Source organism: Micromonospora musae (assembly GCF_003626635.1).
GTDB lineage: Bacteria > Actinomycetota > Actinomycetes > Mycobacteriales > Micromonosporaceae > Micromonospora > Micromonospora musae.
Map to the genome: position 1 here is coordinate 140335 of NZ_RAZT01000006.1, position 21744 is coordinate 162078.

The 21744-nt window shown below is 70.4% G+C and carries 15 protein-coding genes; 6 read left to right on the forward strand and 9 right to left on the reverse strand.

The features are described 5' to 3' along the window. Nucleotides 1-74: 74 nt before the first annotated feature. Entirely contained in the window at nucleotides 75-908 is an 834-nt protein-coding gene (locus tag D7044_RS13310; RefSeq protein WP_199716607.1) for a sulfite exporter TauE/SafE family protein, read from the reverse strand. Nucleotides 909-920: 12 nt separating this feature from the next. On the opposite strand from D7044_RS13310, the gene D7044_RS13315 reads away from it, so the two are divergent. Further along, the gene (locus D7044_RS13315; RefSeq protein WP_120689019.1) at nucleotides 921-1823 is read left to right on the forward strand and encodes a LysR family transcriptional regulator; all 903 of its coding nucleotides are present in this window, start codon (nucleotides 921-923) and stop codon (nucleotides 1821-1823) included. A gap of 162 nt (nucleotides 1824-1985) precedes the next feature. Here D7044_RS13315 and D7044_RS13320 read toward each other — a convergent pair whose 3' ends face one another. Beyond that, nucleotides 1986-3629 carry a carboxylesterase/lipase family protein gene (locus D7044_RS13320; protein ID WP_199716608.1) on the reverse strand — a complete coding sequence of 548 codons (1644 nt, stop codon included), beginning with the start codon at nucleotides 3627-3629 and terminating at the stop codon, nucleotides 1986-1988. A 112-nt stretch (nucleotides 3630-3741) separates the two neighbouring features. Between D7044_RS13320 and D7044_RS13325 the strand changes: the two genes are divergently transcribed. Next, on the forward strand, nucleotides 3742-4176 hold the full coding sequence (locus tag D7044_RS13325) for a VOC family protein (protein ID WP_120675646.1): 435 nt from the start codon (nucleotides 3742-3744) through the stop codon (nucleotides 4174-4176). Between the two features lie 110 nt (nucleotides 4177-4286). Here the strand turns inward: D7044_RS13325 and D7044_RS13330 are convergent, their stop codons facing one another. Next, nucleotides 4287-5852: an IPT/TIG domain-containing protein gene (locus D7044_RS13330; protein WP_147434650.1), complete on the reverse strand. Its 1566-nt coding sequence runs from the start codon at nucleotides 5850-5852 to the stop codon at nucleotides 4287-4289. Between the two features lie 189 nt (nucleotides 5853-6041). Continuing rightward, complete coding sequence (locus D7044_RS13335) at nucleotides 6042-7025, reverse strand: helix-turn-helix domain-containing protein (RefSeq protein WP_120689025.1); 984 nt, start codon at nucleotides 7023-7025, stop codon at nucleotides 6042-6044. Between the two features lie 245 nt (nucleotides 7026-7270). On the opposite strand from D7044_RS13335, the gene D7044_RS13340 reads away from it, so the two are divergent. Continuing rightward, nucleotides 7271-8476 (forward strand): MFS transporter, encoded by a 1206-nt coding sequence (locus tag D7044_RS13340; protein WP_120689026.1) that lies wholly within the window; start codon nucleotides 7271-7273, stop codon nucleotides 8474-8476. Nucleotides 8477-8647: 171 nt separating this feature from the next. Here the strand turns inward: D7044_RS13340 and D7044_RS13345 are convergent, their stop codons facing one another. From D7044_RS13345 to D7044_RS13355, 3 genes are all read right to left on the reverse strand, one after another. Next, nucleotides 8648-9442, reverse strand: coding sequence for a maleylpyruvate isomerase N-terminal domain-containing protein (locus D7044_RS13345; RefSeq protein ID WP_120689027.1), 795 nt, complete (start codon nucleotides 9440-9442; stop codon nucleotides 8648-8650). Between the two features lie 202 nt (nucleotides 9443-9644). Further along, nucleotides 9645-10547 carry a DUF2470 domain-containing protein gene (locus D7044_RS13350; protein ID WP_120689028.1) on the reverse strand — a complete coding sequence of 301 codons (903 nt, stop codon included), beginning with the start codon at nucleotides 10545-10547 and terminating at the stop codon, nucleotides 9645-9647. Nucleotides 10548-10676: 129 nt separating this feature from the next. After that, a complete protein-coding gene (locus tag D7044_RS13355; RefSeq protein ID WP_120676684.1) occupies nucleotides 10677-10973 on the reverse strand; it encodes a DUF1540 domain-containing protein in 297 nt (98 codons plus the stop codon). A 632-nt stretch (nucleotides 10974-11605) separates the two neighbouring features. On the opposite strand from D7044_RS13355, the gene D7044_RS13360 reads away from it, so the two are divergent. The 3 genes from D7044_RS13360 to D7044_RS13370 all read left to right on the forward strand — a co-directional run bounded on the left by D7044_RS13360 (nucleotide 11606) and on the right by D7044_RS13370 (nucleotide 18734). Beyond that, nucleotides 11606-13498, forward strand: coding sequence for a CocE/NonD family hydrolase (locus D7044_RS13360; RefSeq protein WP_233564970.1), 1893 nt, complete (start codon nucleotides 11606-11608; stop codon nucleotides 13496-13498). A gap of 121 nt (nucleotides 13499-13619) precedes the next feature. After that, entirely contained in the window at nucleotides 13620-15113 is a 1494-nt protein-coding gene (locus D7044_RS13365) for a glycoside hydrolase family 43 protein (protein ID WP_233564971.1), read from the forward strand. A 315-nt stretch (nucleotides 15114-15428) separates the two neighbouring features. Further along, a complete protein-coding gene (locus D7044_RS13370) occupies nucleotides 15429-18734 on the forward strand; it encodes a glycoside hydrolase family 97 catalytic domain-containing protein (RefSeq protein WP_120689031.1) in 3306 nt (1101 codons plus the stop codon). 173 nt (nucleotides 18735-18907) lie between these two features. Here D7044_RS13370 and katG read toward each other — a convergent pair whose 3' ends face one another. Both katG and D7044_RS13380 read right to left on the reverse strand, forming a co-directional pair. Then, nucleotides 18908-21184, reverse strand: a complete 2277-nt coding sequence (katG, locus tag D7044_RS13375) for a catalase/peroxidase HPI (RefSeq protein ID WP_120689033.1) — start codon at nucleotides 21182-21184, stop codon at nucleotides 18908-18910. Then, nucleotides 21181-21636 carry a Fur family transcriptional regulator gene (locus D7044_RS13380; RefSeq protein WP_120689035.1) on the reverse strand — a complete coding sequence of 152 codons (456 nt, stop codon included), beginning with the start codon at nucleotides 21634-21636 and terminating at the stop codon, nucleotides 21181-21183. The genes katG and D7044_RS13380 overlap by 4 nt, the downstream gene beginning before the upstream one ends. Between the last annotated feature and the right edge of the window lie 108 nt (nucleotides 21637-21744).

Here is a 21744-nt window from a genome sequence, read left to right on the forward strand (position 1 = left end):
GTTCGGCCCGAAGAAACCACCACCGCCGTCAGAGCCGGAGGATTGAACGGTCGCGGCCGCAGTCCGGCGCCGGGTCACCCGCGCAGGAAGTAGAGGATGGTCATGGTGGCGGCGGTGGCCAGGATGATGCCGCGCAGTAGCCGGGCGGAGAGGCGACGCGCGACGTGGGCGCCGGCGAAGCCTCCGGCCACCGCGCCGGCCAGCATCGTGGCGAGCGGGAGCGGGTCGTTCAGGGCGTCCGAGGCGACGAGGAAGAACGCGGTCGCGGTCAGGTAGACGGCGGTGACCTGGGCGACTCGGGCCGGGTTGCTGCTCGCGGTGTCGAGCCCGAGGCCGATCCCCCACAGGGCCAGCATGAGGATGCCTACGGCGCCGCCGAAGTATCCGCCGTAGATCGCCAGCAGGAACTGCCCGAGCAGGATCGCGCGGCTGCCGAGGTCGAGCGGCCGGCCCAGCGCGGCGGTCAGGGCACGGGTGAGCCGGCGTCCGACGGCGAGGACCAGCGTGCCGAAGGCGAGCAGCCACGGCACCGCGGCGTCGAACGTCGCGGAGGGCAGCGCCAGCAGCAGCACGGCCCCGATCCCGCCGCCGAGCACGCTGGCCGTGGTGAGCGCGGTCAGAGAGGTCTTCCCGACCGGGCCGAGCTCTCTGCGGTAGACCCAGGCGCTCACCACGGACCCGGGTACGAGGGCGACGGTCGTCGAGGCGTTCGCGGTGACCGGCGGCACGCCGACGGCGACGAGGGCGGGCAGCGCCACGAAGGTCCCCCCGCCGCCGATCGCGTTCAGCGCCCCGGCGGCGAGGCCGGCGAACATCACGAGCATCATCTCCGGCATGAAGCCGAGCATCACCGCGCCGCCGGCGCCGCACAATGCGCTATCGACGTAGCCAGCCTTAGGCTGTGCCATAGGCTGAGCGGGATGCGGTACGACCTGGACGACCTACGCCTCTTCCTGCACGTCGTCGCCGAGGGTTCGATCACCTCGGGCGCCGGCCGGATGCACCTGAGCCTCCCCTCGGCGAGCGCCCGGGTACGTGCGCTCGAACAGAGCGCCGGAGTGGCGCTGCTGATCCGGGGCCGGCGGGGCGTCCGCCCCACCCCCGCGGGCACCGCGCTCGCGCGGCACGCCCGAGACGTCCTCACCCAGACCGCGCGGCTCGACGGCGCCGTCGCGAGCTACCGTCGCCCTCCGGCCGAGCCGCTGGTCCTGCTCGCCGGGGGTTCGGCGATGCACCGGCTGGTGCCGCTGGCCCTGGTCTCGTTCCTCCGGGAACATCCCGACGCCGACGTGGCCATCGCCGAGTGCCGCACTCCGGAGATCGTGCGGAGGCTCGCGGACGGTCAGGCGGACCTGGGCATCGTCCTCGACGGCGAGGCGCGCGACTGCGGTTTGGCGACCGAACCCCTCGGCGACGACTCACTCGTGGTCATCGGGCAGGCCGGCGGCGTCCTCGCCGGGCGGACCGCGCTGCCCTACAGCGAGGTCGCCGAGCACCCGCTCGTCGGTCTCGACGCCGGGGCGTCGCTGCGACGGTGGATCGAGAAGCACGTGGGCGCGCACGCCCCCGTCCCCCGGTACCGCACCAGCGTCGCCAACCTGAACACCGTCGTCGCGCTCGCCGCCGCCGGCGTGGGGTTGGCCGTCGTGCCGCGTCGTGCCGTCGACCCGAACCAGCCGCTGGCGATGTGCGAACTCCAGGAGCCCTGGTCACGCCGGCACCACCTACTGGCCTGGGGTACGAAGGCGGAGACGGCGTCCGGGGTCACCGGCGCGCTCGCGGAGCATCTGCGCCGCGCTGCGCTGTCGGACGCTAGCAGCTGAGCCTGGACCCGCGTCGGTCGGCAGCGCGTGGTCGAACTCTCTGGCGCCTGTCGCCATACACCGAGTTCAGTGGCGACCAGCAGCAACGCCAGGACGGCGAGGGCCGGTGCGCCTCGTCGATCAGGTCCGGCGCCGCGCAGACAGCGCCGGACCTGATGCGGATCAGGCACCCGCGGCGATGGTGTCCCAGAACGAGCACTGGTGCTCGGCCGCCAGATCGACGTTGCCGGTGCGATCGGCGGCGAAGAGCCGGTGGTACGGCGTTGCCGCGTTCGGGCGTACGGCCGGCCAGGGCGCCCGCCCGGTGGCCGCGAAGCGCGCCCAGGCGCTGATCATGTCGGCGGCCAGCTCCGGTTGCACCGTGCCGACCGTCAGGAAGTCGGCGACGTCGAAAAGGTACGGCAGCTCGTACCCGTGCGCGGCGCCCCACGGGTAGTCCGCGGTCAGCGCCGGTCCGTGCGTCTCGGCGAACTCGTAGCCGTAGGTCGGCGCGTGCCGGGCGAGCAGGCGCTGGGTGGTGAGGGTCGGGCAGGCCCAGATCCGGTCGGTGGCAACCGCCGCCCACGCCAGGCCCGGCGTCTCGTACGCTCCGAGCGGGTAGTGCGCGGCCACCTGTTGCGCCTGACCGCCGAACGCCGCCCCGAGCATCGCCTCGTAGTCGGCGGCGGTGTAGGCGCCTCGGGTGATCTCGAGGACGCCGAGGATTCCTCGGTGCTCGTCATGGTTGTTGCCGGCCAGCACCGGAACCCGCTGCGCCGTCCCGGCCCGCAACGCCGCCGCCGCCGGCGAGACCGGTAGCAGTGCCGTCCCGTACGCCGGGGTGATGAACGCCTCGACGCCGGTTCCGGTCGTCGCGTTGAGCAGCACCACCGGATCCTCGGCGCGCAGGCAGGCGAGCGCCTCTCCGGCAGGGCAGCCGAGCGTGGCAGCGAGAGCCGAGCCGGTCTGCTCGACCTTCGCGCGGGGGCTGAACTGCGATCCGGCCTCGATGCCGGGCAGGAAGAGTGCGTCCGGCCAGTCGGTCAGGCACGATCCGGACTGCATGATCGCCTTGTCGAAGAGGCCGCGGGCGGACGGCGAGGTGAGCTGTGCGCAGACGCTCTCCGCGCCCGCCGACTGGCCGGCGAGGGTCACGTTCCGGGGATCACCGCCGAACGCGGCCGCGTTACGCCGCACCCAACGCAGCGCTGCCTGCTGGTCCTGAAGACCGAAGGTGCCGGACCCCGCCAGCGCGGGCAGCCCCAGGTAGCCGAACACCCCGAGCCGGTAGTTGATCGTCACCACGACCAGGTCGCCCTGGGTGACGAGTCGGGTCGGGTCGTAGTCGGCGCCCGAGCCGTTCTGGAAGCTACCGCCGTGTACGAACACCAGCACCGGGTGTGGGCCGGGCGTGGTGGGCTTGGTGACGCTCAGGTAGAGGCAGTCCTCGACCCCGACCGGCGACCCGAAAATCGGGTTCTGCGCGCACTTCTCGTGCGGTTCGCGCCCGTCGCGAATCCCGGACCAGGCAGTCACCGGTTGCGGAGCACGCCAGCGACGGTCACCGGTCGGCGGCGCCGCGTACGGCACCGCGTGGAAGGTCCGGTAGCCGTCGCCGGTCACCCCGCGGATCAGCCCGCGGTCGGTCCGTACCACCGGCCCGGTCGTCGCCGGGGCGGCCGCCGCCGGGGCCGTCTGCACCGTGAGCAGCACGGTCAGCACCAGGGCGCCGCACCTGAGGATCCGCATCACGGTTCCGGGTTGGGAGTCCTTGTGCCGCGGCCGCTGTCGGCTCTGTCGAATGAGGCGTACGAGGAGGTCACGCATACCCGTCACGCTATGGACGCGCGGACGGCGCCGGCAGATTCGCCGGTACCGGGTGCGCGGTGACAAATGTCCCGGGTCGGAACGTGTGCTGCCGCACCCTTATGGTTGACCGATGGCAACGGTGAGGCAGGTTCAGATCACCTTCGACTGCGCGGAACCTGAGCGCGTCGCCCGCTTCTGGTGCGAGGTGTTGGGGTACGTCGTTCCGCCACCTCCGGAGGGCTTCGCCAGCTGGGCCGATTACAACGGCTCGCTGCCGCCAGAGCAGCAGGATGCGGCGTTCGCCTGCGCCGATCCGTCGGGGGTGGGGCCGCGGCTGTTCTTCCAGCGCGTTCCGGAAGGCAAGGTCGTCAAGAACCGGGTGCATCTCGACGTGCGCGCCGGCACCGGGCTCGTCGGAGAAGAGCGCGTGGCCGTACTCGAGGCCGAAGGCGCGCGACTGGTCGCGCTCGGTGCGACCCGCCTGGAGCTACTGCCCGCCGACGAGGAGAACGAGTCGTGCCTCGTCATGCAGGACGTCGAGGGCAACGAGTTCTGCCTGGACTGAATGACCGCTGAGGCGGCGCCTCCGCGCCGCCCGGCCAGCGAGGGTCTCCTCACCGACCGGGCGGCGCGGGGCCGCGCCTCGGGCATCGGGGCGCGGCCGGATCAGGCCGGTCAGACAGGCTTCCTGCGGTTGCGGGCGGCCAGCAGCAGCGCCGCACCGGTGAGCAACATCGTGAGGCCGCCCGCGATGGGCAGGCCGAGCGAGGCGCCGGTGACCGGCAGGTTCGCCCGGTAGTGGAACGCAGCCTCGTTCGACGTACCACCCGGCGTGGTGACCCGGACCGCGGCGTCGCCCGCCGCGCACGGCGGCGTACGGAAGGTCAACGACCGGCCGTCGGCCGCGACGGTGACCTCAGCCGCGGCGATCGTCCGTCCGCAGAGGCCGACGGTGGTCCCTCCCGGAACGAACCCGCTGCCCCGGACGGTCACGACGGTGCCGCCCGCAGTGCCACCCTGGTTCGGGGAGAGCGACTCGATCGTCGGCGCGACCGCGACCGGGCGGTAGGTGAAGGTGCCGGCGTTCGCGGTGCCGGCCGGGAAGACCAGCGCGACGGTCGCCGGTCCCGCCGGGTTCGGCGGGGTCACCACCGTGATCGTGGTGCCGGCCGGGTTGACGGTGAAGCCGGTGCCGGCCACTCCGGCGAAGGTCACCCCGGTCGCCCCGGTGAACTCGGAACCCGTGATCGTCACGGTCGTGCCGCCGGCGGTCGGCCCCTCCCCCGGCGTCAAACCGGTCACCTCGGCGCCGCTGCCGTCGGCCAGATAGGTGTACGGCAACGGGGGCGCCGAGCCGCCGGCCGTGGTGACCACCACCGCGGCCGGGCCCGTCGCCCCCGGCGGTGTCACGGCCGTCAACGACGTTCCGTCGGTTGTCACGACCACACTGGTGGCCGCCACGCCGTCGAAGGTCACCTCCGTGGCGTTCGGCACGAAGCCGGTGCCGGTGATCGTCACCTGCTGACCGCCCGATTGCGGGCCGGAGCTCGGTGAGATCGCCGTGGTCGTCGGCGGCGCCGCCGACGGGCTCTGGCAGGAGGCTTCCGCGAGGATCACCTGCCCGAGCGAGAACCGCACCGGTTCGACGCCGTCGAAGCCGGCGACGGAGAGCACCGCGCGCACGTTGATTCCGATCACGTTGTTCGGTGTGCCGGTGAGCTGCCGGTCGACGACGGCGTGCAGGGTGGCGTCGGTGAGGCCGGTGACGGTGACGTCCGCGCTGAACTCCTGGGCCGTGTCGGTGATGGTGATCTGCTCACCGAAGACCGCGATGTCCTCACCGGTGGCTTCGGCGCTGGTGTTGTCGGGCCTGCACCGGGCGCCCACGGCCAACTCGGAGACGTCCAGCACCTCGACGCCGAGGACGCTCAGCGTGAAGTCGGCGAGTCGGGACACGGCGGTCGAGGTGGCCGGCCCGCGGGTGGCGGTGACCTCCGCGACGGTGCCGGTGGCCACGACGTTCTCCGGATCGGAGAGGGTGACGTCGACCGACGTCTCGTTGTTCGTACCGCCGCCGGGCGGGGCGGTCACGCTTGCGAAGGTGCCCTGGGCCTGGACCGACTCGTCGCCAGGGTCCCCGACCAGGTCGAGGACGACTCCCCGGGCGGCGGCGTCGCCCGGGGCCGCGAGCGCCGGTGGTGCCAGCCCGAGACCGGCGGCACCGGCCACCAGTAACCCCACCGATGTCACCGACAGTCTTCGCCGGACAGATCCCATCGCTTCCCCCGTTTGCCTCAGGCTGGTGTCGGGGCGTGGAGCTGGATCCACGCCACCCGAAGGGCGAAACGAGACAGGGGGCGACGCGCAACGGGTTGCGCTACTCACCGCATACGCTCAACTACTGTGCGTGCCTGCGCTGGCGTGGTGGCGTCAGTCCTGACGCTGCGCGCCGCGTTCCGGGGCCGGCAGTTCGGCGACGCCGGTCGGTCGCTCTTGCGTGGCATCCGCTCCCCAACTGGCCAACAGGCGCAGCGCCTCCTGCGACTGTGAGCCGGGCTCGGCGTGGTAGGTCGTGAGCGACTGCTCCCGATCGCCGGGGAGCGCGAGGGTCTCGTAGCGCAGCGTCAGGTCACCCACCAGCGAATGCGACAGGCGCATCGTGCCGTACGTCTTCTTCTTGACGTCGTGGGCGGCCCACAGCCTGCGGAAATCCTCGCTCTTGAGGGAGAGTTCACCGATCAGCGAGGCGAGCAGTCCGTCGTCCAGGTGCAGGCCGGCCCCCAGCCGCAGCTGTCCCACCACGTCGTACGCCTTGGCCTCCCAGTCCGTGAACAACTTTCGGGACGCGGGGTCGAGGAAGGTGAACCGGGCCCAGTTCCGCTCCTGCGGGACGCGGGCAGCCCAGTCTCCGAAGAGGGCGGAGGCGGTCTGGTTCCACGCCAGCACGTCGGTGCGGCGGCCCCACACGTAGGCCGGCACGCCTTCCATCGCGGTGAGCAGCTCTCGCACCTCGGGCCGCACCTGCTGGCGGGGAGATTCGGGTTGCCGCCGGGCCCGCTTGGGTCGCGCCAGGCGCAGCAGGTGGGTGTGCTCGGCGTCGGAGAGCTGGAGTACGCGGGAAATCGCGTCCAGCACCTCTCGTGAGGCGTTGCGGGCGTTGCCCTGTTCGAGTCGGGTGTAGTACGCCGCGGAGACCCCGGCGAGCTGCGCCAGCTCCTCCCGCCGCAGGCCCGGTGTGCGCCGCCGCCGGCTGTGGTCGAGGAGCCCCACGTCGGCCGGCTTGAGGCGGGCCCGGCGCGTACGGAGGAACTCGCTCAGCTCCGCGCGCGGGTCGAGGGGCCGCTCCGGCTCCGGCCCCGGAACCGATTCCGGCACGGCCGGGAGGCCGCTGCGGGCGGCGCGGTGAACTGCCATTTCTCAAGTGTTGCTCGGATTCGGCGACTCAGCCTGTCCCTGCCGGTGGTAGCCATCCGAGACGTGGGCGAAGCGGGTGTCCGGTTGACCTCGCGCGCCGGAAGCAGGCTCGACGGGTCCCTGAGTCACGGCCCGCGAGCCGTGACCCGCCTCGGCCCTTCAGGTCACGGTTGCAGCAGTTCGTCCCGGCTCACGCCAGGGCGCTCCGCGCCGTGACGGGCCACGTACCGCCTGGGAAACGTCACATGAGCCGCACCAGCACCGAATCCGTAACGCCGACCCCAGCCGTCGCCCGACGGGACCGCCTCCCCGGCAAGGCCCTGCTCGGCCTCTTCCTGGCCGGCTTCGTCAGCATCCTCACCGAATGCCTCCCGGCCGGGCTGCTGCCGGAGATGAGCCGCACGCTCGGCACGAGCGTCTCACTGACCGGTCAGACCGTCACGCTCTACGCGCTCGCCACCGCGCTCGGCGCCATCCCCCTGGCGCGGGCAACGACCAGGTGGCCACGCAGGCACGTCCTGCAACTCGCCCTGGGTGTGGTCGCCGTCACCAACGCGCTCACCGCGCTCTCCGACGACTACAAACTGACGCTGGTCCTCCGCTTCGTCGCCGGCCTGGGGACCGGACTCATCTGGCCGCTCCTCGGTGGCTACGCCGCCCGTCTCGCACCAGCGGGGCGGCAGGGACGCGCCATCGCCATCGCCCTGGCCGGAACCCCGATCGGTCTTGCGCTCGGTATCCCGGTGGGGACCTGGCTCAGCGGTCTCGGCGGCTGGCAGCTCGCCTTCCACGCCTCGGCCGCCGCGACCGTCGCGACCATGGCCTGGGTGCTGGCGACCCTTCCGAACCTGCTGGGCCAGCCGGTCGAGGCACGTTTCACGATCTCGCAGGTCCTGGTCATCCCCGGGCTGCGTCCCATCCTCTTCGCGCTGGCCGCGTACATGGTCGCGCACAACATCCTCTACACGTACATCACCGACTTCCTCTCCTACGCGGGCATGGCCGGCCAGACGGGGTGGGTGCTGTTCGCGTTCGGGGTCACCTCCGTGCTCAGCGTTCTCGTGGTCGGCACGCACATCGACCGCCACCTGCGCAAGCTGGTGGTGGGCAGCACCGCGGTCTTCGCGGCCAGCGTGCTCGTGCTGGCCCTCTTCACCAGCGCGGCAGTGCTGGTCTACGTCGCCGTCGCGGCGTGGGGCTTCGCGTTCGGCAGCTCCCCGAGCCTCTTCATCGGCGCGGCGATCAACGCCACAGGCGACGCCGCCGACGTCGCCCAGTCCGTCACCATCACGGTCTTCTCCGCCTCCATCGCGGTCGGCGGACTCACCGGTGGTCTCCTGATATCGGGCCTGAGTACCGCGTCGATCACCTGGGCGGCGCTGGCCCTCCTGATAGCCGCCGCGGCGACCGTCATCGGTGGCCGGAAACACGCTTTTCCTCGGAATTCCTGACGACGAAACTCCGCAACGAGAAAACCCATCAACGGAGAGCCCAATTTCAACAAAAAAGATTCCCGAACAGTGCCATTGATTCTTCACGGGCGCCGGCGCGTGAACCGGACGCATCCGCACACCGTTCAAACGTCGGGAACCCGGCCTCCGCAGGGATAATAGGGATCGTTGTTACACGGACGGGTCCCAGGCGATGAGCTGGTCGAAGATGCGACGATCGCCGCCCAGCTCCAGCTTCAGAGAATCCGGCGGTATACGGCCGTAAAAGAACAGGACCAGGTCACTGGCCGTGCCCCGGGCGGAGGCGTCGGCCGGGTCCGGGGCCTCGCCGACAGCGGGCTCGCCGAGGCGGGCGACCCGTGCCCCGTTGCGGGACAGCCGAAGGCGCCAGGAGCGGCCCTCAGTGGCGTAGTAATCGACGACGGCGGGTTCGTGCGGCCAGGCGACATCCGTCGAGCAGAGGGTGAACTGGCAGTCGTCGAACCCGTCGAGGGCGACCTCGTCCGGCAGCGGCTCCGGGTTTCCCACAGTGAGCTGGACATCGTAGGTGTGCACCGCGATCTCGGGGACCTGTCGCCGCGCCCAGGCACCAGAGGTTTGGGGTGACTGCGAGTCACCCCACCACGTCCAACAACCGCGGTCCGGGCCAGCCTCACGCAGCGCGCTCGTCAGTCGCTCGACGGACTCGGTCCACCAGGCCAGCAGAGCCTCGCGTTCCCGAGGCGCGCCCATGCCGTCCTCCCAAGCTGACTTCTCCGGGGGCGCGTCTGCAGGCCCTGCGGCGACGATGGCGGCTGATTTGCGCCGGCCCATGCCCACGTGTTGCACGAGATCGAACAGCGTCCGCTCGGGATGGGTCGGAACCTGCATGTCGAGGCTGGGCGCCGCCGCGACCGCGGCGCGGAAGGCGGTCGACCGTTCGCCGATCAGCCGCAGATGATCAGCGAACGTGAGGAACTCGTGCACCCCGGCTTTCTAGCACTGCGCTCCGACAACCGGACAGCGATTTTCGCCGCCGACACGGCGGGCGCCGCGGCACTGGCGCGCCAGCGTTCCACCTGCCGCGACCTGCACCGTCACGATGAAAAAGGCTCACTGCATGTGCGGATCGGCCGGCTACCGATGTGGCCCCGGTCCTTCGGTCGCTGCACGGCCCGGTCGGCTCGTATCACACAGTGGGTAGGCCGCAGGCAGTCGCGGGCAGATCGCAGGGGGCCGCCGGAGGGCGTCCCACGTCAACCGTGGCGCGGGAACGCCCGCGCCCTGCCGCCGCGGCGAGCAGCGTCCGCAGCCCCTCGGGGAGGCCGGCGCTGCCGGTGATCGGCTTGGCGAACGCCAGCCGGACGTCGACATACCCGTCGAGGGCCTCCGCACGGAGCACCACGCCGGCGGTGTCGACAGCGACCGGCACGACCCGCGCCGACTCGGCGGTCAACGCCGGGTCGACGAGTGTCGCGAGCCGGTCGAGGACATCCCGGTGGTGCCGGCTGAGGTGTTGCAGGTGTACGGCTTCGGTGGCGGCGAGCGGGTCCGGACGCGCGGCACGGTAGGCGGTGACACTCGTCGTGGCTTCGCTGTCGTCGCGGGTGACGCGGACGTCGGCCGGTTCCACCGCCCACAGCGCGACGGGGGGCAGGTCGAGCAGGGACAGGAGGGTGTCATCGTCGCACGAGTCCAGACTCGCGGGGTCGAACCGGCGGACGGTGCCCCGCATCGACACCTTGGCTCGGACGCGGGACCGCACGGCGACGGGGACGAGTTGCGTGACGTCGAGCCGTACCGCCCCTGGACGGCCACGCGCGGCGACCAGAAGGCCACCGGTGCGGGTCATCGCGTCGATCGCGAGGACCACTTGACCGTCGGGCAGGACGACGTGGGAGTCGATGAGGTCGACGGTGCTGTCACCGAGTCCCAGCCGGAGCGACGAACTGGTGGACAGGGCTGAGCGTGCTGTCACGGCGTTCGGGTCGAGTGAGGCTTCGGGCGCTCCCGCCGCTGGCACCTCCGCTGTCGCGTCGACGCCAGCGGCGTGCGCCAGCTCCGCCGGCCGCCCGGCTGGATGGAGCGCCATGTCAGTCCCCTCGGCCAGATAGTGCAGGTCAACTCGGCCCAGGGCATGACTTTAGTAGGTAAGCCTTACCTATGACAACGTGACTTCGGCCCTTGTTGTCTTGGTCGAGGCGCTGTCACGTCGGGGTGATCAGCCGGGCTGGTACGTGAGGCAGTCGCTGGCGGTGGCGCCGGGACCGACGGTGATGGACTCGGCCGTGCAGGCGAGGTTGGTGTTGTAGACACACTCGGAACGCGCGCACGCGCCGACAGCTCCGGTCACCTCCGCGATCCCGCCGCTCACCGACGACTCCACGAACGTCGCGCAGGATGCGGCATCACCCGTCGAGGCGACGGTGATCGCCGGGGCGTGACAGCCGTTGTCATTGAAACTGCACGCCGTAGCGGCGCATTCACGCACCGGGGGCGATTGCAGCAGGGTCTTCATGGTGCCCTCCACACTCTCGAGGTCCACGGGAGATGAGCGCGCCGGTCAGGCGACTCGCATGCCAGCTTGTAATTGCCACTGAGCGGGAGAACCAAACCGCGGCCGGCAAGCATCCTCCATCCCATTTCGAATAGCGCCACCCTAGCAGCGGAACGTTGCCGCGGCAGCCCTCCGCGAATTCGATGGAGTGTCGTTATCCGCGAAAGCAAGCCTTACCTTAATTAGGCGAGTCTTGCTTTACCTGGAGGCAATAGGCGTACCAATAGGCCCGATCTCGTCAACGCGGCGAGAAACGCGGAGCTCGACAATGTTGCCGACCGGGGCGACAACCGGCCACCCCGGAGCACGCGGCGCAGGCGTGACGACGCACTCCGCAGCGGCGGACGATCAACCAGTCCCCCTGCGCAGCGGACTCTGTTCCCCCGCCGCCGGCCGCCGCTCGGCCGCACCGGTCGCCGGGTCGCGGTCGCTCGACGACGACCGCGCCCGCGCCTCGGCAGATGCCTATGCGGCGCGCCGCGGACTTCGTGCATCTGCCGGAAGACGATCAATCGCCCTTTTCGTAGCGTGCGGTGATGGTCGCGCCGGCGCGTCAGAAGCGCGTGCCCGCAGGCCGGAGGAGGAGGGAAGCCGTGAGGACGATCATTTCGGTCGGCGCGGTGATGACGATGCTTGCCGTGTCGGCGCCGGCGATCGCCGCGGAGCCGGTGAAGACGCCGAGGGTCACCGTGACGGGTGGGGTCACCCAGCCGGTGTTCGGCTACACCGATGCGATCCGCGAACGGGTCTGGGTCGACAGTGACTTCGACAGTGACCGCGACGGCGTCAAGGACGTCATCCGTGTCGACCTGATCCGGCCGGCCGCCACCGAGGACGGCCTGAAGGCGCCCGTCATCATCGACAACAGTCCGTACTACGCGACGCTGGGGCGTGGAAACGAGTCGGAGCTCAAGGAGGACGTCGACGGTGACGGCCTCCTCGACCGGTGGCCGCTCTTCTACGACAACTACTTCGTGCCCCGCGGCTACGCGGTCGCGCTCGTCGACATGGCCGGCACGGCCGGCTCCACCGGCTGCCCGACGATCCAGGGCGCCAACGAGAACGCCACCGGGCCGGCCGTGGTCGACTGGCTCAACGGCCGGCGGAGCGCGCACGACGCCGACGGCGATCCGGTGGTGGTCGACTGGCACAACGGCAAGTCGGGGATGATCGGGAAGTCGTACGACGGATCCCTGGCGATGGCCGCGGCGGTCTCCGGCGTGAAGGGCCTCTCCACAGTCGTTCCCATCGCCGGGCCGTACAACTACTACGACTACACCCGCGGCAACGGCATCGTCACGCGCGGCAACAACTATCTCGGGTCACTCGCCCGGACCATCACGGATGACGATCCGGCCCGCCAGGCCAGGTGCGCCCCGGTCTGGGACGAGATCGCGGCCGGCGACGGCGACGAGCACGGCGACTACACGCCGTTCTGGACCGAGCGCAACTACCTGGACGACGCCGCGAAGATCAAGGCCAGCGTCTTCCTCGTGCACGGCATCCAGGACGACAACGTCCGAGCCGACCACTTCAGCAAGTTCTGGCAGGCGCTGAAGAAGTACGACGTGCCGCGCAAGCTGTGGACCGGCCGGGTCGGGCACATCGACCCGTTCGAGTTCCGCCGGGAGGTGTGGGTCGACACGCTGCACCGCTGGTTCGACTACTGGCTCCAGGGCGTCAACAACGGGATCACGCGCGAGCCGAAGGTCGACGTGGAGCCGTCCGCCGGCGTCTGGGAGCAGCACGCGGACTGGCCGATCCCCGGCACGGGCAACGTGAACATCTTCATGCGCCCCGGGACGGCCGACAGCGCCGGGAACCTCGCGCTCACTCCGGCCAAGGGCGCCCCGACGACCCGTTCGTTCGTCGACAACCCGAGCCAGACCGAAGCCACGATGATGAACAACCCGGAGCAGGCGAACGGGAACCGCCTGGCGTTCCTGTCGCCGCCGCTGGCGAAGGACCTGCGCGTCTCCGGCACCCCGGTCATCAACCTCACCGCGTCGTCGAGCCTCGATCAGGGCTACTTCGGCGCGATGCTCGTCGAGTACGGGCCGAGCCGCCAGAACAGCCGATCCGGTGACGGTGTCGTCCAGACCACGCTGCCCGAGGAGTGCTACGGCGAGTCGAGCCCGACCGACGACGGCTGCTACCGGCCGATCGCGTACCGGCCGGCCGACGTCACGCAGTGGCGGGTGACCAAGGGCATCCGCGACGGGCAGAACCGGGACTCGGTCTCGTCGCCCAAGCCCATGACGCCCGGCAAGATGTACGAGATCAGTATTCCGATGCTGCCGGAGGATTACGTCTTCTCCGCCGGCAACCGGATCGGCGTCATCATCGTCGGCAGCTACCGCAGCTACTCGGCCCAGACGCTCTCCTCGCTACCGGCGATCACCGTCAACACCAAGGTCAGTCACCTCTCCCTGCCGGTCCTCGGCGGTCAGCAGGCCGCCCGCCGCGCCGGGATCCCGCACCGCTGACGATTCGCCGGCCCGCGACAACCAGTGACGCAACCGGAGGGGCACCCTCGCGAGAGGGTGCCCCTCGCGTCGTGCGGGGCAGACCTTGACGGCATCGAACACCACCGGAAAGCATTGTGAAATGTCGATGCTTAGATCTGTTCTCAGCAAGGTCGTCGCCGTCGCGGGGGTGCTCGCCGCCACCGTGGCGGCCGCTCCCGCCTCGGCCGCGCCGCCGGAGTACACCACCGCCGAGGCGGGCAACCCGATCGTGGCCGGGTGGTACGCCGATCCCGACGTGGCGATCTACAACAACCGCTTCTACGTCTTCCCGACCTCGTCCCGCCCGTACGCCGAACAGACCTACCTCGACGCCTTCTCCTCGACCGACCTGGTCAACTGGACCAAGCACCCGAACGTCCTCACCACCGCGAACGTGAGCTGGGCCCGGTACGCGGTCTGGGCGCCCGCCCCGATCGCCCGCAACGGCAAGTACTACCTGTACTTCGCCGCCAACGACATCCAGAGCAACAGCGAACTCGGCGGGATCGGGGTGGCGGTGGCCGACCGGCCCGAGGGGCCGTACACCGACGCGATCGGACGCCCGCTGATCGCGCAGTTCGTCAACGGCGCCCAGCCGATCGACCAGGACGTCTTCATCGACGACGACGGGCAGGCGTACATCTACTACGGCGGCTGGCGGCACGCCAACGTCGCCAAACTGAACGCCGACATGACGAGCCTCGGCACGTTCGCCGACGGCACCACGTACAAGGAGATCACTCCGAGCGGGTACGTCGAGGGTTCGCAGATGTTCAAGCGGAACGGCAAGTACTACCTGATGTGGTCGGAGGGCGGCTGGACCGGGCCCAACTACTCGGTGGCGTACGCGATGGCCGACTCCCCCATCGGCCCCTTCACCCGCCTCGACCGGGTGCTGGCGCAGGATTCCGCGGTGGCGCGCGGCGCCGGGCACAATTCGGTGCTGAACATTCCGGGCACCGACACCTGGTACATCTTCTACCACCGCCGGCCGCTCTCGGAGACCGGCGGCAACGCCCGGCAGGTCGCGTACGACCGGATGAACTTCAACCCCGACGGCACGATCCAGCGGGTGAAGATGCTCGTGAAGGACAACTTCGCCGACGGCAACGCGCTCGGCTGGAAGACGTACGGCGGCGCTTGGTCGGTCAGCGGCGGCCAGTACCGGACGAGCGCCTCCTACGGCGGGAAGTCACTGCTCGACGACAACCACGTGAACGCGACCTACGACGTCGACGTCCGGGTCACCTCGGGCATCGGCGACGCCGGACTGGTGTTCCGGGCCTCGAACGTGGGAACCGGAACCGACGCCTACCGCGGTTACTACGCCGGGATCACCCCGGCCGGGCGGGTGATCCTCGGCCGGGCCGACAACAACTGGACGCTGCTCGGCTCGGCGCCGCTGCCGGTCGTCGCCGGCCAGAGCTACCACCTGCGGGTGGTGGCGGTCGGGTCGTCGATCAAGGTGTACGTCGGTGACCTGACCGCTCCGAGGATCTCGGTCACCGACGCCACCCACGCGTCCGGCAAGTCGGGCGTCCGCGTCTACAACGCGGCCGCCGCCTTCGACAACGTCGTCGTCACAAACCAGTAGGCGCCGGGCCGCCGGTTCCCAGTTCGCGGTGGTCGGGTGCGATTCGCCGGTCCACGGCGGAGCGCCCCCGGCAGTACTGGGGACCGGCGGCTCATGGGCCGACCATTGTCACCGTCTGTCGAGGACCCTGCGCCCCGCCGCGTTCATACCGCCGGCCCGTGACCCGAGTAACAGAACGTTTCTTTCATAATTGCGGCGCAAAGTGCCCTAATTCGCAGGGAATCTGGCTGTTGACCATTGTCGCGCGGCGTCCCTAGGGTCCGTGAAGTATTTCGGCCGGGTTACGGCCGCTTCGGGCAAGGATGGGACAGACAAATGAACAGTGGTGGCCGAAGGCCGACGCTGAGAATCGGACTGGCGACGACGACAGCCCTCGTACTCTCCGCCGGGCTCCTCGCGGCGCCCGCGCGCGCGGCCGAGCCGGTGGCTCCCGCCGCACCCGCGGCCATGACCGCGGTCTCCGAGCGGGCCGGGCAGGTGGTGAAGTCCCCCGACGGATCGCTGGGCGTCGCGATCAGCGCCGAGGACGGCCGGCTCACCTACAGCGTCACGAACCACGGGAAGGTGGTCGTCGGCGCTTCCGGGCTCGGCATCGACCTGGCGGGACGGCCCAGCCTGACCCAGGCGATGAGCATCGAGTCCGTCGAACGCCGCACGATCGACGAGACGTGGAAGCCGCTCTGGGGCACGGACGCCAAGGTCCGCAACCACGCGCGCGAGCTCACGGTCCACGCCGTGCAGGCCGACACGGGATTCCGGCTGGACATCGTCGTACGCGTCTTCGACGACGGCGTCGGGTTCCGCTACCACATCCCGGCCCAGGCGGGGCTGGACGCCTACACCGTGACCGCCGAGCGGACCGAGTTCGGTCTGGAACCCACCGCCAGGAGCTGGTCCATCGCCGCCGGCAAGGACTGGAACGCCGACGAGCAGCACTACCGCGACCAGCCGCTGTCGGCCGTACCGACCGCGCAGACGCCGATCACGGTGGCGACCGGCAACACCTACCTGGTGGTGCACGAAGCCGACCTGACCGACTACCCGAGCATGACGCTGAAGGCGGTGCCGGGTCAGCCGGGCCGGTTCTCCAGCGACCTGATCAGTCTGCCGGACGGCACGAAGGCGAAGCTGCGCGGCGAGTTCTCCACCCCGTGGCGGACGCTGACCATCGGTGAGCGGCCCGGGGACCTGGCCGAGTCCCACTTGATCGAGAACCTGAACGACCCGTGCGAGATCTGCGCCGGCGACACGTCCTGGATCGAGCCCGCCACGTACGTCGGGGTGTGGTGGGAGCTTCAGCGCCGTCAGACCACCTGGAACTACGGGCCGAACCACGGGGCCACCACCGCTCGCGTGAAGCAGTACATCGACCTGGCGAAGCGGGCCGGTTCGAAGTTCGTGCTGGCCGAGGGGTGGAACACGAACTCCGGTGGCGCCTGGGCGAACCAGGACTTCCTCACCCCGCAGCCCGACTTCGACCTGCCCGCGGTGCTCGACTACGCCGCGCAGAACGGTGTGCAGTTCATCGCGCACAACGAGACGCGGGGCGACGTCGACTACTACGACGCGCACCTCGAGGAGATCTTCTCCCGGTACGAGGAGCTCGGGATCCACGCGATCAAGACCGGCTACGCCACCAAGTTCCTGCTCGGCGGGGTGAACCGCAGCCACTACGACCAGGAGGCCGTCCGGCACTACCAGCGGGTGATCGACGCCGCGGCCCGGCACCACATCACGATCGACGCCCACGAGGCGATCAAACCGACCGGCCTGGCCCGTACCTACCCCAACATGATGACCGGCGAGGGCGTCGCGGGGATGGAGCAGCAGAACTACAAGGGCGCGGGCGGCAACCCGCCGGCGCAGGCCACGATCCTTCCGTTCACCCGGTTCATGGGCGGCCCCGCCGACTACACCCCGGGCGTGCTGAACGTGACCTGGGACCCGGGCAAGCTCGGCACCCGTGTTCAGACCACCTCGGCCGCCCAGCTGGCGCTCTCCACGATCTTCTACAGCCCGCTGCAGATGCTGGCGGACACCCCGGAGAACTACGCCGCGCACCCGGGCTTCGCGTACCTGAAGGACCTGCCCACCACCTGGGACGAGAGCCGGGTGCTCGACAGCGCCATCGGCGACTTCACGACGACGGCCCGACGTCACGGCAACACCTGGTACCTCGGTGCGATCACCGACGAGAACGACCGGGTCCTGAAGATGCCCCTGTCGTTCCTGTCCCACGGCGAGTACGTGGCCGAGATCTACGCCGATGCGGCCGAGACGACCTGGCGCGGGAACCCGCTGCCGATCGAGATCAGCAAGGTGCTCGTCCGTTCGTCGACCGCGCTCACCATGTCGCTGGTCGCCGGCGGTGGACAGGCCGTCCGGATCCGACCGGCGACCGCGCAGGACCGCCGTACGCTCGACCGGTACGACCCGGCCCGCGTGAGCTTCGGCGCGGCGGACGCCACGCTGGACGCGCAGACGCAGCAGCTGACCGTGACCGCGTCGCTGGCCAACACCGGAAGCACCGTGGCGGCCGTCCCCGCCCAACTGTTCCTCGACGGGCGTGCCGTCGGTGAGCCGCGGACCGTGCGGGTCGCCGGGAACGGCAGCGGCGCCGTCGAGCTGACCCTGCCCGCGAGCCAGGTCCCGGACGACGACTTCAAGGTCGCAGTCGGTGCGCCGAACGGCGCGCGCGGTAAGTCCGTCCGGGTCGTCCAGACCCGGTCGACGCTGGAGCTGATTCGTCAGCTGCAGAAGTCCCGGCAGCTGACGCGGTCGGCGCTCACGACGCTGCAACACCCGCTGAACCAGGCCGAGTCCGAGCTGCGGCACGGCGATGTGACGGGCCGGCTGCTCGCCCTCCAGGACCTGCGCCTGGAGCTCTACCGCCTGCCGGTGCCGGAGGTGAGCGTGCCGGCGCGGGCCGCGATCGACGACCTGCTCACCGTGCGGCTCGGCGACGCTCGCGGGCTGCTCGCCATCGCCGGGGACGTACGACTGGCCACCGACGACGGGACCATCGCCCCGGCGCTGTCGCAGCGGCTGCTTGACGAGATCGCCGCGGCGGCGCGTTCAGCTTCCGCGAGCGACAGCACGGCGATGCGCACGGCGCTCGACCGGCTCGCTGCCCTCGTCACGGCCGCCCCGGCCGGACAGATCGCCCCCGACGTCGCGGCGGAGCTGCTCGCCTCCACCGGCGTGATCGCCGCCGGTCCCCGCAGCCACGAGGCGGAGGCCGCTCAGCTGCTCGGCGCGGCGTGTCTGCGGACCGATCACACCGGTTACACCGGCAGCGGATTCGTGGCGTGTCTGAAGACCAAGGAGAGTGGTCTGCGGTTCAACACCGCCGTGGCGGCGGACGGCGACTACACGCTCCGAATCCGGTACGCCAACGCCATGGGTGCCACCCAGACCATGACCCTGAGCAGCGGGGCGTCGTCAGTCGTGCTGCGGCTGCCGACGCTCGCGAACTGGGACACCTGGTCCGAGTACACCGTCGAGCTCCCGATCGCTGCGGGTGACGCCGTGAACATCGTGTTCGGGCCCACCGACAACGGCAACGTCAACGTCGACTCGATCACCCTCGAGCCGGATCTGGGTGTCGTTACGCACGCCTGAGCCGGAGGTGGGAGGGCCGGCCCGTCGGGGCCGGCCCTCCCGTCGTCTCCGTCCGCCGTGGCCGTGGAGTGCATGCTCGGCGGGTGCCGGCGTCGTGACCGTCGGCGCTCCTGAAAGGGGCGAGCCCCGGTCGATCCTGGTGGATCGGCCGGGGCTCGTCAGTTGGTGCAGGGTCAGGCGATGTCGAACCGGTCGAGCTCCATGACCTTGGTCCAGGCCGCGACGAAGTCGGTGACGAACTTCTCGCGGGCGTCCTGGCTGGCGTAGACCTCGGCGAGGGCGCGCAGCTGGGAGTTGGAGCCGAAGATGAGGTCGACCGCGGTGGCGGTCCACTTCACCTTGTCGGTGGCCAGGTCGCGGATCTCGTACACGTGCTCGTCGGACTCCGACGCCTTCCACCGGGTGCCCGGGGAGAGCAGGTTGGCGAAGAAGTCGTTGGTGAGCACGCCGGGCCGATCGGTGAGGACGCCGTGCTGCGCGCCGCCGACGTTGTTGCCGAGCGAGCGCAGACCGCCGATGAGGACGGTCATCTCCGGGGCGGTCAGGTTGAGCATGTAGGCGCGGTCGATGAGCAGCACCTCCGGCTGGGTCTTCTCGCCGGGGCGCAGGTAGTTACGGAATCCGTCGGCGCGCGGCTCGAGGACCCGGAACGACTCGACGTCGGTCTGCTCCTGGGTGGCGTCGGTGCGACCCGGGTGGAACGGCACGGTCACCTCGACGCCGGCATCACGCGCCGCCTTCTCGACGGCGGCCGAGCCGGCGAGCACGATCAGGTCCGCGAGCGAGATCTTCGCGCCGCCGGCGGCGTTGAACTCCCGCTGGATGCCCTCGAGGGTCTCCAGGACCGTCGCGAGCTGCTCGGGCTGGTTGACCTCCCAGCTGCGCTGCGGCTCGAGGCGGATCCGCGCGCCGTTGGCGCCGCCGCGCTTGTCGGTGGAGCGGTAGCTGGCGGCCGAGGCCCAGGCGGTGGAGACGAGCTGGGCGGTGGTGAGACCGGACTCCAGGATCTTCGCCTTGAGGGCGGCGACGTCGGCGTCACCCACGAGCTCGTGGTCGACGGCCGGCACCGGGTCCTGCCACAGCTGGGGCTCGGCGACCCACGGCCCGAGGAAGCGGTCGATCGGGCCCATGTCGCGGTGCAGCAGCTTGTACCAGGCCTTGGCGAAGGCCAGCGCGAACTCGTCGGGGTTCTCCAGGAACCGGCGGGAGATCTTCTCGTACGCCGGGTCGACGCGCAGCGACAGGTCGGTCGTGAGCATCGTCGGCTTGTACTTCTTCGCCGGGTCGAACGGGTCCGGGATGATCTCCGGGGCGTCCTTGGCGACCCACTGCTTGGCGCCGCCGGGGCTCGTGGTGAGCTCCCACTCGAAGCCGAAGAGGATCTCGAAGAAACGGTTGCTCCACTGCGTCGGCACGTCGGTCCACGTCACCTCGAGGCCGCTGGTGATCGTGTCCGCGCCCTTGCCGCTGCCGTGGGTGCTGAGCCAGCCCAGGCCCTGCGCCTCCAGCGAGGCGCCTTCGGGCTCGGGGCCGACGTGGTTGTCAGCGACGCCCGCGCCGTGGGTCTTGCCGAAGGTGTGGCCACCGGCGATGAGGGCGACGGTCTCCTCGTCGTTCATCGCCATCCGGGCGAAGGTCTCGCGGATGAAGTGCGCCGCGGCGGCCGGGTCCGCGTTGCCGCGGGGGCCCTCCGGGTTGACGTAGATCAGACCCATCTCGGTCGCGCCGACGCCGGCCACCATCTCCTTCTCGGAGGCGTAGCGCTCGTCGCCGAGCCAGGTGTCCTCCGGGCCCCAGAAGATCTCCTCGGGCTCCCAGACGTCTTCGCGGCCGAAGCCGAAGCCGAAGGTCTTGAAGCCCATCGACTCCAGGGCCACGTTGCCGGCGAGCACGAGCAGGTCGGCCCAGGAGATCTTCTGGCCGTACTTCTGCTTGACCGGCCACAGCAGCCGGCGGGCCTTGTCGAGGTTGGCGTTGTCCGGCCAGCTGTTGAGCGGGGCGAACCGCTGGCCACCGTCGCCGGCGCCGCCGCGGCCGTCGTGGATGCGGTAGGTGCCGGCGGCGTGCCAGCTCATCCGGATCATCAGACCGCCGTAGTGGCCGAAGTCGGCCGGCCACCAGTCCTGCGAGGTGGTGAGGACCTCGGCGATGTCCTGCTTGAGGGCCTCGACGTCGAGCTTGGCGAACTCCTTGGCGTAGCTGAAGCTCTCCCCCAGCGGGTTGCCCTTCGGGGAGTGGGCGTGCAGCACCGAGAGGTCGAGCTGGTTGGGCCACCAGTCCCGGTTGGTGCGCGGACGGCCGCCGGTCTTCGGCGTCGGCGAGTCGATCGCCGGGTTCTCGCTCTCGCTGCCGTGCGCGGTCACGGAGTCGTGTGCGACCGGGCAGCCGGCCGCCTCCTTCTTGTCCACACCCTGCGCGCTGGAGGGGGTGTAGTCCTCGGTGTCGCTCATTTACTTCCTTCCGAACTGGCGGATCGTTGGGAGGTGCGTTCGGTCGCGCAGTCGGGGCAGGTGCCCCAGTAGACGACCTCCGCCTCGTCGACCACGAACCCGTGGTCGTCGGAGGCGGTGAGACAGGGAGCGTGTCCCACGGCGCAGTCGACGTCGGCGATGGCGCCGCAGGAGCGGCAGACGACGTGGTGGTGGTTGTCCCCCACCCGTGACTCGTATCGGGCGGTCGCGCGGGCAGGTTGGATGCGCCGCACGAGACCGGCCTCGGTGAGTGCGCGCAGTACGTCATACACCGTCTGGTGGGAGACCGTGGGATGGTCCGCTCGTACCAGTGAGATCACCGTGTCGGTGTCGACGTGCGGATGGTCGCGCAGCGCGGCGAGCACCGCCAGCCGGGGCCCGGTCACGCGCAACGAAGCTGCCCGCAGCTGCGCCTCGAAGCCGGACGTCATGCCCTGAACATAGCCCATTCTTCTGGAACTGTTCAAGTTTTACCGGGATCATAATCCGCACAGTTCGCCGTAAACCTGATCACCCAGGCAGGGACCGACCCGGCGGCA

Coding starts and splice junctions, on each gene's coding strand:
- D7044_RS13320 (WP_199716608.1), bottom strand. CDS start 3,629: ATGCGTGACCTCCTCGTACGCCTCATTCGACAGAGCCGACAGCGGCCG.
- D7044_RS13380 (WP_120689035.1), bottom strand. CDS start 21,636: ATGACGTCCGGCTTCGAGGCGCAGCTGCGGGCAGCTTCGTTGCGCGTG.
- D7044_RS13340 (WP_120689026.1), top strand. CDS start 7,271: ATGAGCCGCACCAGCACCGAATCCGTAACGCCGACCCCAGCCGTCGCC.
- D7044_RS13370 (WP_120689031.1), top strand. CDS start 15,429: ATGAACAGTGGTGGCCGAAGGCCGACGCTGAGAATCGGACTGGCGACG.
- D7044_RS13350 (WP_120689028.1), bottom strand. CDS start 10,547: ATGGCGCTCCATCCAGCCGGGCGGCCGGCGGAGCTGGCGCACGCCGCT.
- D7044_RS13315 (WP_120689019.1), top strand. CDS start 921: ATGCGGTACGACCTGGACGACCTACGCCTCTTCCTGCACGTCGTCGCC.
- D7044_RS13325 (WP_120675646.1), top strand. CDS start 3,742: ATGGCAACGGTGAGGCAGGTTCAGATCACCTTCGACTGCGCGGAACCT.
- D7044_RS13335 (WP_120689025.1), bottom strand. CDS start 7,025: ATGGCAGTTCACCGCGCCGCCCGCAGCGGCCTCCCGGCCGTGCCGGAA.
- D7044_RS13355 (WP_120676684.1), bottom strand. CDS start 10,973: ATGAAGACCCTGCTGCAATCGCCCCCGGTGCGTGAATGCGCCGCTACG.
- D7044_RS13310 (WP_199716607.1), bottom strand. CDS start 908: ATGGCACAGCCTAAGGCTGGCTACGTCGATAGCGCATTGTGCGGCGCC.
- katG (WP_120689033.1), bottom strand. CDS start 21,184: ATGAGCGACACCGAGGACTACACCCCCTCCAGCGCGCAGGGTGTGGAC.
- D7044_RS13365 (WP_233564971.1), top strand. CDS start 13,620: ATGTCGATGCTTAGATCTGTTCTCAGCAAGGTCGTCGCCGTCGCGGGG.